This window comes from Pseudomonas sp. dw_612 (genome assembly GCF_018449725.1).
Lineage (GTDB): Bacteria > Pseudomonadota > Gammaproteobacteria > Pseudomonadales > Pseudomonadaceae > Aquipseudomonas.
On record NZ_JAAVVC010000005.1, the window covers coordinates 185,050 to 200,633 of the forward strand.

Annotated in this window: 10 protein-coding genes; 9 read left to right on the forward strand and 1 reads right to left on the reverse strand. The window is 60.6% G+C overall.

Annotated elements, in window-relative coordinates; translation table 11 throughout:
- Nucleotides 1-64 precede the first annotated feature (64 nt).
- The 9 genes from HB680_RS10295 (at nucleotide 65) to HB680_RS10335 (ending at nucleotide 10,084) form a co-directional block, all read left to right on the forward strand.
- Entirely contained in the window at nucleotides 65-820 is a 756-nt protein-coding gene (locus tag HB680_RS10295; RefSeq protein WP_007916700.1) for a DeoR/GlpR family transcriptional regulator, read from the forward strand.
- 294 nt (nucleotides 821-1,114) lie between these two features.
- Nucleotides 1,115-2,653 carry a glycerol-3-phosphate dehydrogenase gene (gene glpD / locus HB680_RS10300; RefSeq protein ID WP_213938364.1) on the forward strand — a complete coding sequence of 513 codons (1,539 nt, stop codon included), beginning with the start codon at nucleotides 1,115-1,117 and terminating at the stop codon, nucleotides 2,651-2,653.
- 446 nt (nucleotides 2,654-3,099) lie between these two features.
- Nucleotides 3,100-4,014 (forward strand): glutamate/aspartate ABC transporter substrate-binding protein, encoded by a 915-nt coding sequence (locus HB680_RS10305; RefSeq protein WP_213938365.1) that lies wholly within the window; start codon nucleotides 3,100-3,102, stop codon nucleotides 4,012-4,014.
- Between the two features lie 193 nt (nucleotides 4,015-4,207).
- Nucleotides 4,208-4,954 carry an amino acid ABC transporter permease gene (locus HB680_RS10310; RefSeq protein WP_213938366.1) on the forward strand — a complete coding sequence of 249 codons (747 nt, stop codon included), beginning with the start codon at nucleotides 4,208-4,210 and terminating at the stop codon, nucleotides 4,952-4,954.
- A complete protein-coding gene (locus HB680_RS10315; RefSeq protein ID WP_054045226.1) occupies nucleotides 4,954-5,625 on the forward strand; it encodes an ABC transporter permease subunit in 672 nt (223 codons plus the stop codon). The genes HB680_RS10310 and HB680_RS10315 overlap by 1 nt, the downstream gene beginning before the upstream one ends.
- Nucleotides 5,622-6,356 carry an amino acid ABC transporter ATP-binding protein gene (locus HB680_RS10320; protein WP_092278598.1) on the forward strand — a complete coding sequence of 245 codons (735 nt, stop codon included), beginning with the start codon at nucleotides 5,622-5,624 and terminating at the stop codon, nucleotides 6,354-6,356. The genes HB680_RS10315 and HB680_RS10320 overlap by 4 nt, the downstream gene beginning before the upstream one ends.
- Nucleotides 6,357-6,519: 163 nt before the next feature.
- Nucleotides 6,520-8,421 (forward strand): sensor histidine kinase, encoded by a 1,902-nt coding sequence (locus HB680_RS10325; RefSeq protein ID WP_213938367.1) that lies wholly within the window; start codon nucleotides 6,520-6,522, stop codon nucleotides 8,419-8,421.
- Nucleotides 8,418-9,746, forward strand: coding sequence for a sigma-54 dependent transcriptional regulator (locus HB680_RS10330; protein ID WP_213938368.1), 1,329 nt, complete (start codon nucleotides 8,418-8,420; stop codon nucleotides 9,744-9,746). Before HB680_RS10325 ends, HB680_RS10330 begins: the two co-directional genes overlap by 4 nt.
- 8 nt (nucleotides 9,747-9,754) lie before the next feature.
- Nucleotides 9,755-10,084: a GlpM family protein gene (locus tag HB680_RS10335; protein ID WP_213938608.1), complete on the forward strand. Its 330-nt coding sequence runs from the start codon at nucleotides 9,755-9,757 to the stop codon at nucleotides 10,082-10,084.
- 14 nt (nucleotides 10,085-10,098) lie between these two features.
- Here the strand turns inward: HB680_RS10335 and HB680_RS10340 are convergent, their stop codons facing one another.
- Nucleotides 10,099-15,399 carry a DUF6543 domain-containing protein gene (locus tag HB680_RS10340; RefSeq protein ID WP_213938369.1) on the reverse strand — a complete coding sequence of 1,767 codons (5,301 nt, stop codon included), beginning with the start codon at nucleotides 15,397-15,399 and terminating at the stop codon, nucleotides 10,099-10,101.
- Between the last annotated feature and the right edge of the window lie 185 nt (nucleotides 15,400-15,584).

The window sequence follows — 15,584 nt, forward strand, 5'->3', positions numbered from 1 at the left end:
TGGTAGGGAGCAGATTCCTGCGGCATCATGGGCAAATTTTGCACGGCAGCCCAAAGGAAGCCCCATGAATCTGCCTCCCCGTCAGCAGCAAATCCTCGAACTGGTCCGCGAACGCGGCTATGTGAGTATCGAGGAAATGGCTACGCTGTTCGTCGTTACACCGCAAACCATTCGCCGCGATATCAATCAGCTCGCGGAAGCCAATTTGTTGCGTCGCTACCACGGCGGCGCGGCCTACGATTCCAGTGTCGAAAACACCGCCTACGCCATGCGTGCCGACCAGATGCGCGATGAAAAGCAGCGTATCGGCGAAGCCATTGCGGCACAGATTCCCGATCACGCCTCGCTGTTCATCAATATCGGCACCACCACCGAATCGATTGCCCGAGCGCTGCTCAACCACAATCACCTGAAAATCATCACCAACAACCTGCACGTCGCCTCGATGCTCAGCGCCAAGGACGATTTCGATGTCCTGCTGACGGGTGGCAATGTGCGGCGCGACGGCGGTGTGGTCGGTCAGGCGAGCGTCGACTTCATTAACCAGTTCAAGGTGGATTTCGCTCTGGTCGGCATCAGTGGTATCGATGAAGACGGTAGCCTGCTCGACTTCGATTATCAGGAAGTGCGGGTGTCCCAGGCGATCATTGCCAACGCGCGACAGGTGATTCTGGCGGCGGACTCCAGCAAGTTCGGGCGTAACGCCATGATTCGCTTGGGGCCGATCAGCCTGATTGACTGTTTGGTGACCGATCAGCAGCCGGTGCCGGCGTTGGCGCAGTTGTTGAGTCAGCACAAGATTCGGTTGGAAGTGGTTTAACTCTCTCCCTCTTCGGCGCCTGTTCCGGCGCTTTCGCGAGCAAGCCCGCTCCCACAGGATCTCTGCAATCCTTGTGGGAGCGGGCTTGCTCGCGAATACGGTTGCCCAAGCGACACACCTTCCGCGCCCTACCGCGCATCTAAATGTTCGTAAATTTTCCTTTCCCGGCCCTTCGATCAGTATTTTCAATCGAAGTTGACTGGCTGTGCGCGGCTTTATGGGCTACCATTTTCGCAAATGAACATTAATGTTCGAATTCCAATATCGAAAATCATAAAAGCCCGAGGCCAGCCGATGCCCACTTCTACCTTGCCTACGCCCCCTCTCGCCGAGGTCTACGATATCGCCGTCATCGGTGGTGGGATCAATGGCGTGGGGATCGCAGCGGATGCCGCCGGTCGCGGTCTTTCGGTGTTCCTTTGTGAAAAAGACGACCTGGCCAGCCATACCTCGTCGGCCAGCAGCAAGCTGATCCACGGCGGCCTGCGCTACCTCGAACATTACGAATTCCGTCTGGTGCGCGAAGCTCTGGCCGAACGCGAAGTCCTGCTGGCCAAGGCCCCGCACATCGTTAAGCAGATGCGCTTTGTATTGCCGCACCGCCCGCACCTGCGTCCGGCGTGGATGATCCGCGCCGGCCTGTTCCTTTATGACCACCTGGGCAAACGGGAAAAACTGGAAGGCTCGAAAAGCCTGAAGTTCGGTCCGAACAGCCCGCTGAAAGCCGAAATCACCAAAGGCTTCGAATACTCCGATTGCTGGGTCGACGATGCCCGCCTCGTGGTCCTGAACGCCATGGCCGCTCGCGAGAAAGGCGCCCACGTTCACACCCAGACTCGTTGCATCAGCGCTCGTCGCGCCAAAGACCTGTGGCACCTGAACCTGGAACGTGCCGATGGCAGCCTGTTTTCGATCCGCGCCAAGGCGCTGGTGAACGCCGCCGGCCCATGGGTTGCCAAGTTCATTCGTGATGACCTGAAGATGGATTCGCCGTACGGCATCCGCCTGATCCAGGGCAGCCACCTGATCGTGCCGAAACTGTATGACGGCGAACACGCGCACATTCTGCAAAACGAAGATCAGCGCATCGTCTTCACTATTCCGTACCTGAACCACTTCACCCTGATCGGCACCACGGATCGTGAATACACTGGCGACCCGGCAAAAGTAGCGATCACCGAAGGCGAAACCGATTACCTGCTCAAAGTGGTCAACGCCCACTTCAAGAAGCAAGTCAGCCGCGACGACATCCTGCACAGCTATTCCGGTGTGCGTCCGCTGTGCAACGACGAATCCGACAACCCGTCGGCCGTGACCCGCGACTACACCCTGGCGTTGTCCGGCACCGGTGAGGAAGCGCCGCTGTTGTCGGTGTTCGGCGGCAAGCTGACCACCTACCGCAAACTGGCCGAGTCGGCGCTGGCGCAACTGGCCCCGTACTTCACGCAGATCAAGCCAAGCTGGACCGCGACGGCCACCCTGCCCGGCGGCGAAGACATGACCACCCCCCAAGCCCTGTGCGCGAAGATCCGCGACACCTTCGACTGGGTGCCTACCGAGATCGCCCGCCGCTGGGCCACCACCTACGGCAGCCGCACCTGGCGCATGCTGGAAGGCGTGCAGAACCTCAGCGACCTGGGCGAACACATCGGCGGCGGTCTCTACACCCGCGAAGTCGATTACCTGTGCAGCGAAGAGTGGGCCACCACCGCCTATGACATTCTGTGGCGCCGCAGCAAGCTCGGGTTGTTCACCACCCCGGACGAGCAGCAGAAACTGGCGGATTACCTGAGCAAGGTCGAGCAGAACCGCAGCAAGATCGAAGCGGCCTGATCGGGAATCCGGTTAAGTGAAAGCCCCTGAATCGCGAGATTCAGGGGCTTTTTGCATTCTGCCAAACCACCACAAATCCCCTGTGGGAGCGGGCTTGCTCGCGAATGCGGTGTGACAGTCGACATGGATTTACCTGACTCACCGCATTCGCGAGCAAGCCCGCTCCCATAGGGGTTATGCGCAAGGCAAGCCATTCGGTTTTCCGAACGCGACCTGTCGGTCGATTCGGTTAACCGGATTATTCCTGGCTAGAAATCCCACCACAAATATTTAATCCCCTTATAAATCAACACTTTGATCCATGACGCCTGGCCTGGCACGAGTCATGCTCTACACTCTTGGACGAATGTATTGTCGTGACCACCCTTCCGGTGCCGCCACGCATTCGAAGCACAAAAGGGCCGACGAACTGGCTCCATAAAAAAAACAATGTCGAGGAAAATTTGATGCGCATCGTTCCCCATATCCTGGGCGCAGCCATTGCTGCCGCTCTGATTAGCACTCCAGTTTTCGCTGCCGAACTCACCGGCACACTGAAGAAGATCAAAGAGTCCGGTGTGATCACCCTCGGGCATCGTGATGCTTCCATTCCGTTTTCCTACATCGCGGATGCTTCCGGCAAACCGGTCGGCTACTCCCACGATCTGCAACTGAAAATCGTCGAAGCCATCAAGAAAGACCTCGACTTGCCAAACCTGCAGGTCAAATACAACCTGGTCACCTCGCAAACCCGTATCCCGCTGGTGCAGAACGGCACCGTGGACGTCGAGTGTGGCTCCACCACCAACAACGTAGAACGTCAGCAGCAAGTTGACTTCTCCGTCGGCATCTTCGAAATCGGTACCCGCCTGCTGTCCAAGAAAGGTTCGGCGTACAAGGATTTCGACGACCTGAAAGGCAAGAACGTCGTGACCACCGCAGGCACCACGTCCGAGCGCATCCTCAAGTCGATGAATGCCGACAAGCAAATGGGCATGAACGTCATCTCCGCCAAAGACCACGGCGAGTCCTTCCAGATGCTGGAATCGGGCCGCGCCGTTGCGTTCATGATGGACGACGCCTTGCTGGCCGGCGAAGCGGCCAAAGCCAAGAAAGCGGATGACTGGGCCGTTACCGGTACGCCACAGTCCTACGAAATCTACGGCTGCATGGTCCGTAAAGGCGACGAGCCGTTCAAGAAGGCTGTAGACGACGCCATCGTGGCCACCTACAAGTCGGGCGAGATCAACAAGATCTACGAAAAATGGTTCATGTCGCCAATCCCGCCAAAAAACCTGAATCTGAACTTCCCGATGAGCGACGAGCTCAAGGCACTGATCGCCAATCCGACCGACAAAGCGGCTGACGACAAGAAATCCTGATTCCTGACTAACCTTATCTCCTGAGAGGGCCACTGCCCTTTCAGGGGTTTGTCACTCCCTGCTGGCAGATTTTGGAAACACTCGAACCGGTGGCTGTCGAGCCGATCGTGTGTGCCTGGCTTTCAAAGTCAGGCGGGAACGGAGCTTCCCCAGGCGGGCACTTGTACATTGATCGATCCGAGGGGAGACCCTAATGAATTACAACTGGGACTGGGGCGTGTTCTTCAAGTCCACCGGCGTGGGCAGCGAGACTTATCTCGACTGGTTCATCTCCGGTTTGGGCTGGACCATCGCCATCGCCGTCGTGGCCTGGATTATCGCGCTGTCGCTGGGCTCGATCCTGGGTGTCATGCGCACCGTGCCGAACCGCATCGTATCGGGCATCGCGACCTGCTACGTCGAACTCTTCCGTAACGTGCCGCTGCTGGTTCAGCTGTTCATCTGGTACTTCCTGGTGCCCGACCTGCTGCCGCAAGACATGCAGGACTGGTACAAGCAAGACCTGAACCCGACCACCTCGGCCTACCTGAGCGTTGTCGTGTGCCTGGGCCTGTTCACCGCGGCACGGGTTTGCGAACAAGTGCGCACCGGCATCCAGGCCTTGCCGAAGGGTCAGGAATCCGCGGCTCGCGCCATGGGTTTCAAGCTGCCGCAGATCTACTGGAACGTGCTGCTGCCCCAGGCCTACCGCATCATTATTCCGCCGCTTACCTCGGAATTTTTGAACGTGTTCAAGAACTCGTCGGTGGCCTCGCTGATCGGCCTGATGGAGCTGCTCGCGCAGACCAAGCAGACCGCCGAGTTCTCCGCCAACCTGTTCGAAGCCTTCACCCTGGCCACGCTGATCTACTTCACCCTGAACATGAGCCTGATGCTGCTGATGCGCCTGGTCGAGAAGAAAGTCGCCGTACCGGGCCTGATCTCCCTAGGGGGTAAATGATGGAATTCGACTTCTCGGGCATCGTTCCGTCCCTGCCGGGCTTGTGGAACGGCATGATCATGACCCTCCAGTTGATGGCGCTGGGCGTGGTCGGCGGGATCATCCTCGGCACGATCCTGGCGCTGATGCGCCTGTCCCACAACAAACTGCTGTCGAACCTGGCCGGCGCCTACGTCAACTACTTCCGTTCGATCCCGCTGCTGCTGGTAATCACCTGGTTCTACCTGGCGGTGCCGTTCGTACTGCGCTGGATCACTGGCGAAGACACCCCGATCGGCGCATTCGCCTCGTGCATCGTCGCGTTCATGATGTTCGAAGCGGCGTACTTCTGCGAAATCGTCCGGGCTGGCGTGCAGTCGATCTCCAAGGGCCAGATGGGCGCCGCCCAGGCCCTGGGCATGACCTACGGCCAGATGATGCGTTTGATCATCCTGCCGCAAGCGTTTCGCAAGATGACCCCGCTGTTGCTGCAACAGAGCATCATCCTGTTCCAGGACACCTCGCTGGTGTACGCGGTGGGCCTGGTGGACTTCCTCAATGCTTCGCGCGCCAGTGGCGACATCATCGGTCGCTCCAACGAGTTCCTGATCTTCGCAGGGCTTACGTACTTCACAATCAGCTTTGCCGCCTCGCTGCTGGTCAAGCGTCTGCAAAAAAGGTTTGCCGTATGATCTCTATCAAGAACATCAACAAGTGGTATGGCGACTTCCAGGTGCTGACTGATTGCAGCACCGAGGTCAAAAAAGGCGAAGTGATCGTGGTCTGCGGGCCGTCCGGCTCGGGCAAATCGACCCTGATCAAATGCGTCAACGCCCTGGAACCGTTCCAGAAAGGCGACGTGGTGGTCGATGGCACGTCCATCGCCGACCCGAAGACCGACCTGCCGAAACTGCGTTCGCGCGTCGGCATGGTGTTCCAGCATTTCGAGCTGTTCCCGCACCTGTCCATCACCGAAAACCTGACCATCGCGCAGATCAAGGTCTTGGGCCGCAGCAAGGAAGAAGCCACCAAGAAAGGCCTGCAACTGCTGGAGCGCGTCGGCTTGTCGGCCCACGCGCACAAACACCCGGGCCAACTCTCCGGTGGTCAGCAACAGCGTGTGGCCATTGCCCGTGCGCTGGCCATGGACCCGATCGTCATGCTGTTCGACGAACCGACCTCGGCGCTGGACCCGGAGATGGTCAACGAAGTGCTCGACGTGATGGTGCAACTGGCCCACGAAGGCATGACCATGATGTGCGTCACCCACGAAATGGGCTTCGCCCGCAAAGTGGCCGACCGCGTGATCTTCATGGATCAGGGCAAGATCATCGAAGACTGCCCGAAAGAAGAGTTCTTCGGCGACATCAGCGCCCGCTCCGAACGTGCGCAGCACTTCCTTGAGAAGATTTTGCAGCACTAAGAAAGGCACTGCTCCCCCCTGTGGGAGCGGGCTTGCTCGCGAAGAGGCCAGCACATTCAACATCCCTGTTGACTGACACACCGCTTTCGCGAGCAAGCCCGCCCCCACAGGGGGTCGGTGTTGGCTTGTAGATTTGTGTTGTGGTTGACCCAAGGCATCTGTGATGAAATGCGACCCCACTCTCTATCGCGCAGCGCCGCCATCACTCGCCGTGAAACCCCGCCTGATTCGCCATCTGTTCCTGCCGCCGCTGGTCATCGCCCTGATGATTGGGTTGGGTTATATCGGCTTCTGGGTCAGTGAGCATTACGGGATTCGCAGCCTCAGCGAGAACGGCCAGCGTCAGCTGGAACTGCACGCCCGCGCCGTCGAGAGCGAGATCAGCAAGTACACCTACCTGCCCAGCCTGCTGGAACTCGAATCCAGTGTTTCAAAGCTGCTGGACGACCCGACCCCGGAAACCCGGCAGACGGTCAACGATTACCTTGAGGGCCTGAACCGGCGCAGCCGCAGTCGGGCCATCTACGTCATGGACACCACCGGTCGCGTGCTGGCCACCAGCAACTGGCGCGATGTCGACAGTTACCTCGGTGAAGACCTGTCCTTCCGTGCCTACTTCCAGAACGCCGTGCGCGGTCAGCCGGGGCGCTTCTACGGCATCGGCAGCACCAATGGCGAACCCGGTTATTACCTGGCCCATGGCTTGGAAGAACACGGCAAGATCATCGGCGTCGCCGTGGTCAAAGTCCGGCTGGAAGCCATGGAAGAACGCTGGCAGCGCGCCCGCCTCGAAGCCTTCGTCAGCGACGAGAACGGCATCATCATTCTCTCCAGCGATCCGGCACGCCGGCTTAAATCCGTGGTGCCGCTGAGTGACGAAACCAAGGAAAAACTCGCCCGCAGCCTGCAGTACTACTGGTTCCCGCTGAACGAATTGCAACCGCTGGCCCGGGAAACCCTGGCCGAAGGCGTGGAGAAACTGACCTTCCCCGCCAACAGCGAATTGGCCTCCGACGACCAGGACATCACCTACCTGGCCCAGACCCGCCCCTTGAGCGACACGCCGTGGAATTTCACCCTGCTCACGCCTTTGGCGGATTTGCGCCGGGAAGCGATCAATCAGGGGATTCTGGTGGCGGTGGCGTTTGCCCTGGTGGCGTTCCTGCTGATCGCCTGGAACGAGCGGCGCAAGGTCATCGCCACCCGCCTCGCCGCCCGGGAAGCCTTGCAGGAAGCGAACAATCAACTGGAGCGTCGGATTACCGAACGCACCACCGACCTGCGGGCCAGCAACGAACGGCTCAAGGGCCAGATCCGCGAACGGCGCCAGGCCGAAGAGACGTTGCGCCGGGCCCAGGATGAACTGGTCCAGGCCGGCAAACTGGCGGCCATCGGCCAAATGTCGACCAGCATCGCCCACGAATTGAACCAGCCGCTGGCCGCGCTGCGGACCTTGTCCGGCAACACCGTACGTTTCCTGGAACGGGGTCAACTGGACGTCGCCAGCACCAACCTGAAAACCATCAACGAACTGATCGACCGCATGGGCCGCATCACCGCCAGCCTGCGCTCCTTCGCCCGGCGCGGCGACGACAAGGGCCAGGCCAGTCTCGGCAAAGCCGTGGACGCGGCGTTGCAACTGCTCAACAGTCGGATGGAATGCGCGCATCTGGACCTGCATCGCGACTTCAAGGATGTGCAGGTGCAGATCGACCAGACGCGGCTGGAACAAATCCTGGTCAACCTGATCGGCAACGCCCTCGACGCCATGCAGTCGCAACCCCTGCCGGAGCTGTGGCTGGAAGGCGAAGAGTACGATGGCAAATATCGCTTGCGGGTACGCGACAACGGTCACGGCATCGACGCCGAAGCCCGCAAGCATCTGTTCGAACCGTTCTTCACCACCAAACCCGGCGCGCAGGGCCTGGGCCTCGGCCTGACCCTTTCCGCCAGCCTGGCCGCGGCCACCGGCGGTCACTTGGGTGTCGAGCACCCGGCCAGCGGTGGTACCACCTTCGTCCTCAGTTTACCGTTGGTAAGCCCCATTCCCGCCGAGCCAATATGAACAACGACCTTAGTGTGCTGATCGTCGAAGACGACCCCCATGTGCTGCTCGGCTGCCAACAGGCGCTGACCCTGGAAGACATTCCCTGCGTCGGCGTCGGCAGCGCCGAAGAAGCGCTGGAGCGGGTCGGCGACAACTTTGCCGGGATCGTCATCAGCGACATTCGCCTGCCGGGTATCGATGGCCTGGAACTGCTGACCCGGCTCAAGGCCCGCGACCGCAGCCTGCCGGTGGTGCTGATCACCGGGCATGGCGACATCTCCATGGCGGTCGGCGCGATGCAGAAAGGCGCCTACGATTTCATGGAAAAACCGTTCTCCCCGGAACGTCTGGTGGACGTGGCCCGTCGCGCTCTGGAACAACGCAGCCTCGCCCGCGAAGTCTCCTCGCTGCGCCGGCAACTCGCGGAACGGGACTCTCTGGAAGGCCGAATCATCGGCCGCTCGCCCGCCATGCAGAACCTGCGCGAACTGATCGCCAACGTCGCCGACACCTCGGCCAACGTGCTGATCGAAGGCGAAACCGGCACCGGCAAGGAACTGGTCGCCCGTTGCCTGCATGACTTCAGTCGCCGCCATACCAAACAGTTCGTCGCGCTGAACTGCGGCGGCCTCCCGGAAAACCTGTTCGAAAGCGAAATCTTTGGCCACGAAGCCAACGCCTTTACCGGCGCCGGCAAACGGCGGATCGGCAAGATCGAACACGCCGACGGCGGCACGCTGTTCCTCGATGAAGTGGAAAGCATGCCGCTGCCATTGCAGATCAAACTGCTGCGGGTATTGCAGGAACGCACCCTCGAACGCCTCGGCTCGAACCAGAGCGTGGCGGTGGATTGCCGGGTGATTGCGGCGACCAAGTCCGACCTGGACGAGTCGAGCAAAAAGGGCGAATTCCGCAGCGACCTGTATTACCGCCTCAACGTGGTGACCCTGGAACTGCCCCCGTTACGCGAACGTCGCGAAGACATCCTGCAACTGTTCGAGCACTTCTTGCAGCAGTCATCGCTGCGCTTTGACCGCGAAGTGCCGGAGCTGGATAACCAGACCCTGTCCCATCTGATGAGCCACGACTGGCCGGGCAACGTGCGTGAACTGCGCAACGTCGCCGAGCGGTTCGCCCTCGGTTTGCCGGCCTTCAAGAAGTCCGGTGCCAGCGGCAGCAATCAGGGCCTGGCCTTCGCCGAAGCGGTGGAAGCCTTCGAACGCAACCTGCTCAACGACGCCTTGCAGCGCAGCGGCGGCAACCTGACCCAGGCCAGCCTGGAACTGGGAATGGCCAAGACCACGCTATTCGACAAAGTGAAAAAGTACGGGCTGAGCCACTGATGGACCTGATTCTAAAAGCCGCACTCGGTGCAGGCGTGGTGCTGATTCTCGCCGCGTTGGCCAAGACCAAAAACTATTACATCGCCGGGTTGGTGCCGCTGTTCCCGACCTTCGCGCTGATTGCGCATTACATCGTCGGCAAGGGCCGTTCGCTGGACGATTTGAAGACCACCATCGTGTTTGGCATGTGGTCGATCATTCCGTACTTCGTGTACCTGGCCACGCTGTACGTGATGGTCGACCGCATGCGCCTGGAAGCCTCGCTGGCCGTGGCGGCGGTGGCCTGGCTGATGGCGGCCAGCGTGCTGGTGTCGGTGTGGGTCAGGTTACACAGCTGACCCACACCGGCCGATCAGAACAACGCTTCGAAATAGCGGAGCGCCAACGGCTTGCCAATCGACCCGCGCCAGATCGGGTCGACCGCCGCGCCGTCGCGGGCCTGTTTCTGTTGCCATTTCAAGCCCAGGTTGCGCTGCTCGGGCAGTTTCAGATGCGCCTTGTCGAACCGGTTGAACACCGGGTCGGCCGTGCCGAAATGAAAGTGCGCGTACCACACGACCCGGGGCACGCCCTGGGTCAGGTCGAGCACCTCAAACTCTTGCAGGAAGTCCGGCCGGCCATCGGCGCGCCGGCCCAGGTCCACCAATGTCCCGACCTTGCGGATTTCAATGATCGGCTGCCCCGGTGTTGCCGCTTGATGCAAATCCTCCAGATAGCCTTCGGTCGGTGTCTTGCTTTTCAGCGTGTGCGCCACCCGCAGGTCACGGCCTTCCTGAATCAGCGCCTGGGCCTTCGCATTCAACTGCGCAATGATTGGCTCTTGTGCAGACGCCCGGCCGATTCGCCGGGCACGCAGGCTCAGTTCCGCCGCTTCGCTGGTCATCATGTATTCAAGGTTGGCCGGCGACATCTGTTGACGGGCATAACCTTCGACCTTCAGCCGGTAGCCATCCAGCGCCGCGAGACGCTGTCGGGCCTCGGTCAATAATGCCGGAACGTCAACCACCTCATCAGGCTGAACAACGCCTGACGGCACCTGACGTCGGTACTTGCCGGCACTGGCGGGCAGCCAGTGTTCAACGCGGCCGTCTTCACCGGTCAGCGTAAAGCGGGTTTGCCGGGTCAGCGGGTCCACTTCTTTTTTACCGATCAACAGACGATTGCCATCGGTTTCGAAGATTTCCTTGCCGCTGTTCCTGGCGTTGGCTGACGGTTTGATGCCGTTCTTGATGCCGTGGCGCGCATGGTTGCCCATCTTGTGCAGCAGCTCCAATGTCGGTGCCACCCAAGGCAAATCGAAATGCTGCCCATATCCCGCCGCCCACACCGTGAGGTCACGAGCGAACGTTTCATACTCCTGCAAACACTCACTCAGTATCTGATTGCGCCGATTCACGTTGGCAATGACGTCGGGCAGGCTGTGTTGACTGGTCAGCGCCTCATACACCTTGGTGCGAGCCTCGCCCATTCGCCCGTGCAGGTATGGCCAGGCAGGATCGAAGACCCGGTCATAGCGGGTGAGCATGGACAAATGGTTCAGGGTTTTGACGTAGTCGCGCGTCGCTTCGGACAACGTGCTGTCGATGCGTTCCAGATCCTCGGTAACGTTGGATTTGTCCGCGCGCAATTTGACGCGGCGACGCCAGACATCAAGTTGTGCAACGTGGGCGTCGATCTCTTGCAGTTCATCGATCAGCTTCACGCGTAGCTGGCGTATTTGCCGGGAAAATTTCAGGGACGCGTCGAGGCTGCCCGCTGGGAGCTTGACCATCTGATCAGTCACGGCAGCGATGTCGTCCAAGTAATGCAGACTGCGATCCCGGGCCAGGTCGAGGCGATGCAGGGTGCGCTCGACCACCACCATCGCCGACTGGCTCAGCAGTTCCTGGGTTTCATGACGACGGTTGCCATGACTCAGGGACAACATCTGGTTCAACTGCTCATGCCGTTGGATAGCCAGTTCAATGTCGTTGATGCATCCGGCGTTGACCGAGTCCAAGAGCGAGCGACGTGTTGCATCGTCACCGTCCAGGTACCGCCGGATCGCCACGTTATGGCTTTGGTGTTGGGAATGGAGTTGCCGCGACAGCGCATCGATCGAATGTTCCAGCCGACGTTGATGCCGTAAGGCCTGATCGGTCAACCAGCGCGGCAGCCATCGACGAATGAAGGCCGGCCAGATCGGGTCCAGGCCATCGGCCAGATGCCCGGCCAGATTTCCGCCACCGGGCAGTCCCGAACTGAACAACGCACCGTGTACCGCGAAATAGGTGTCCCAGTGGCCCGCTTCGTCGATGGCAATCGGTTGTTGATAGGCCCTTCTGCGAGTGCCATACAGACGCAGTGTCCGGTCCAGCAACCTGACTTGATACACACGCCCCTGACGAAGAATGAAGTCGCCGAGGGCGTGCCGGTACACATTGCGATAAAGGCCTTCGCTGGCCGGTTGCAGTCCGACCAGGGAAATCGACCCCTCATATTCATAACCCTCAAACCGATCTTTCAGCCGTCGAGCCTTGCGCAAGGAAGGACGATGGAAGGTGGCACCGTTGATCAAGGCGCTGGCCTGCCGTTGCCGGGTCAATGCCCGCGCCAGGCTCGGGCCGCTGGCCACACCGGGCAAGATGTCCATCGCCGCGTCGATCAAGGACAACAGCACCGATTCCAGTTGCGCAAGGCCATGGCCCACTTCGCCGCGCAAGAACGCCGCCACCGCCAGGTTGGCGTTGTCCCAGGCGTCATACAGCGCAATCGCGCCACCGACAAAGGGCACCATGCCCAAGGCCATTTTCAGGTAATTGAACATCAGGCCGCCCTGCAACGCGTACTGCTCCAGGTACAACGCGGTGTTGGAGCGCGACGTCGCGCGGTGCGCTTCGATCAAGCGTCCCATGTGGGCGTTGAGCAGATGAACGGCCAGCGAGGTGGTCGCCGGCCAAGGTACGCCGACCCCGATCAAGGCATCGAAATTGATCTTGCGCGCCTGGTCAATCCGGCTGACATGGCGGTTGAAATCGCCGATCACTGCGCGACCGGCCAGGTAATTGACCATGTCCGGGCGCAGACACAGGTTGAATAGAAGTTGGCGAGCCAATTCAAGACTGGCCCGTTGATAAAAGCACTGCCCGTCAGGGCTGTCGGGCAGGTAGAGCAACGTCACTCCGCTGACCTGCTCTTCTATGAACGTCACCCCCGATAACCCGGTCGCCCCGTCCTGTGTGTCAGAACCGCCGACGGTCAGGCGGGCCGGGCGTAACACAATGCGTTGGCCATTGGCCGCGTAGGCCTGGGCGGTACTGGCGTCGATGGCGGTGCTCAGAATCTGCCAACCGTTCTGTTCGATCTGTTTTTGCAACAGGGCCGAGTCGCCGCGCATGTTCAGCATCAGGCGAAACGGTTCGGCCAGACATTCGCGACGATGCTCGTTGCTGAAGGCGGGCGCCGTCGGAGAACCCGTGAAGGCCCGGTAAATGAGACCCTCGTAATGCCCGGCCAGGTCCAGTTCCGTGACCAGTGTGCGCAGGTACGACGAAGTGATGCCGTTGATCAGAGTAGTGCGTTCGGTAGCCGAATCGGCGCTGACCGCGACCTTCATCAAGGACATTCGCCACCACAGCGACTGATCGATATTGCTGTTCGCCAGCTGGGCAATCGACCAGGGACTGCGCTGGGCACTGGCCACCAGAATATTCTTTTGCGGCGTGCCCGGCGCCGCCCCTTCCACCAAAATCTTTTGCCACGTGGTCGAGTCCGGCAGGTCCAGGGTCACGCTAAAACCTTGCGTGAGCGAGAAGTCCCGACACAGGCATTCTTCGACCCGCTTGCCAGCGAAATCGTCGCGGTGCGGCAAGTCACGCTCGATCAGTGCATGGGAGCGTTTCATCGCCGCGATGAACGCCTTGATCGCAGTCTTCAGCCGCCCGCGTTCAGTATCAGAGGCGCGGCTGAGCCACTGCGGCATGTGACCGGCCAGGACGTGCGTCTGCTGTTGCTCAAGGATTTCGGCGTAAGCGTGCTCTCGGGCTTCATGAACTGGCACGCCGAGGGCATCGACGGTTTCCAGCACGCATTTTTCCAGTTCGACCCGGCGCTGTTCCTGATAAGCCGGCACCGGGAAATCAGCCAGCAGCGTGGCAATCCGCACTTCACAGGCATACAACTGCTTCTGCAAGCCGTATTCAAACGGGTCACTTTCCACAGGTGTCAGGTGCAACGCCAACCCGGGATCGATGGCGTGCAGTTTGAACACCGCCCGCTCCAGCGCCGCCTGCGACTCGAACCGTTGCAACCCGCCAGCACTGCCGGGCCAATAAAGCAACAAGCCGTGGCCCGAGGCTTCGCGGGTGATGACCAGCGGACCGTCCAGCGTTGCATGTTCCGTGTCACCGAACGACAGGCTCAACCGCGAAGCGGTCACCTCCTCTTTGCGGTCGGCGCGTGCAGGATGATCCAGCACCGCGTCGAGCCAGCCGTGCTCTTCTTCGCTGATGTGCCCTAACAGCCTTTGCACGGCGGCTTCGGCGCGTAAACCCGCCAACCGGGCTCGGTACAACGCATCGTAATGCGGGTTGGGCCGCTGGCGCAGTTCGAGCATGCGCGTGGCCGGGCGTCGGTCCAGCAATGCGGTCGCCGCCTTATGGGCGTCCTCTTCCGCCCGGTTCAGTGCCTCAAGCTGCTCCTGAAGCGGCAGCAGGCGCGCTCGGTCCGGCAGGCCTTGGGGATCATCGAGCAAGGCTTCGATGGCTTGTCGTTGCGGCTCCAGCACGTTGTGCTGATCACCCGTCAGGTCGTTGGCGCTCAACGAACCGAACAACGGCACGACGTCCGCGTCGTCATACTCGTCGGCGATCGCTAACCCGGTCAACGCCGGTGCCGAGGCAAACAGCGTCCGGTGCTGTCGGTCCCACTCATTCGCCTCTGATTCCGTCAGCGTGCCCTCTTGGACCCGGCGCACTGCGTCCAATTGCGCCTCGATGCGCTGCGAACGCCACCGAGTGATCGCCGCCAGCAAGGGATCGCTCTGCGGACTGTCGGCCAGGATTGACGGCGGCACCGTAGCGCCAACCGCGTGGCGGGACAGACGCTCCCGGCTCAAGTGTTCTTCAAGTGCCAAACGCTGCTTGAACGACAGCAAGGCGGGCTGCCGGGCGGGCAGATAAAGCAGCGGCCCGTCGGTCGTGGTGATCACCAGCACGGCGGACCACTCGGCATCCTGCAACTCAGCCGTGCCCCCCAGGCGCTCAGTGATGGCCAGTGTCTGCCCCTCGGTTGTTTGCGCTGGATCAACCAACGCCTCCAGTGTTTTCAATTGTTCGGGGGGGATCTGTCCTTGCGCGAAGGTCAACTGTGCGACTGCGCCGAAGTGCGCTCGAAACAATTGAGTGGCCCGCTCCCACCGGGATACCGGCGTACCCGGTGCACGTTCGGCCCACCAGGCATCCCAGCGCTGGTTGAGGCGTGATTTGAAATCCAGTCGGCCGATCAAGCGGCCTGTATCGGGCGAGTCTGCCATGAGCTCAAGAAACGCTTGGCGCGCCTCCTCCCAGCGCTGTGCCGCCGCCAGAAACAGGCGTTCGTCGCGGCGTGGCCGGTCCTTGAGGGCATCGAAGTGCAGGTCGAGAATTGCGGTATGTTCAGCGGCTGATTTGTCCATCCGAGGGCCTGATCATGTTGGCGGCAAGGCCGATCCCCACCGCTATAGGCCGCATTAGAAGAACTTGGCGCCGCCGCCGGGCGGTACATAGTTATCGCATCGGTTACAAACTGTGTAGGTTGAGTGGCCCGGCCCTTGCATTTCACCCAGCAGCCTTCTCGGCCGGCCGTCATGCTCGATGACGC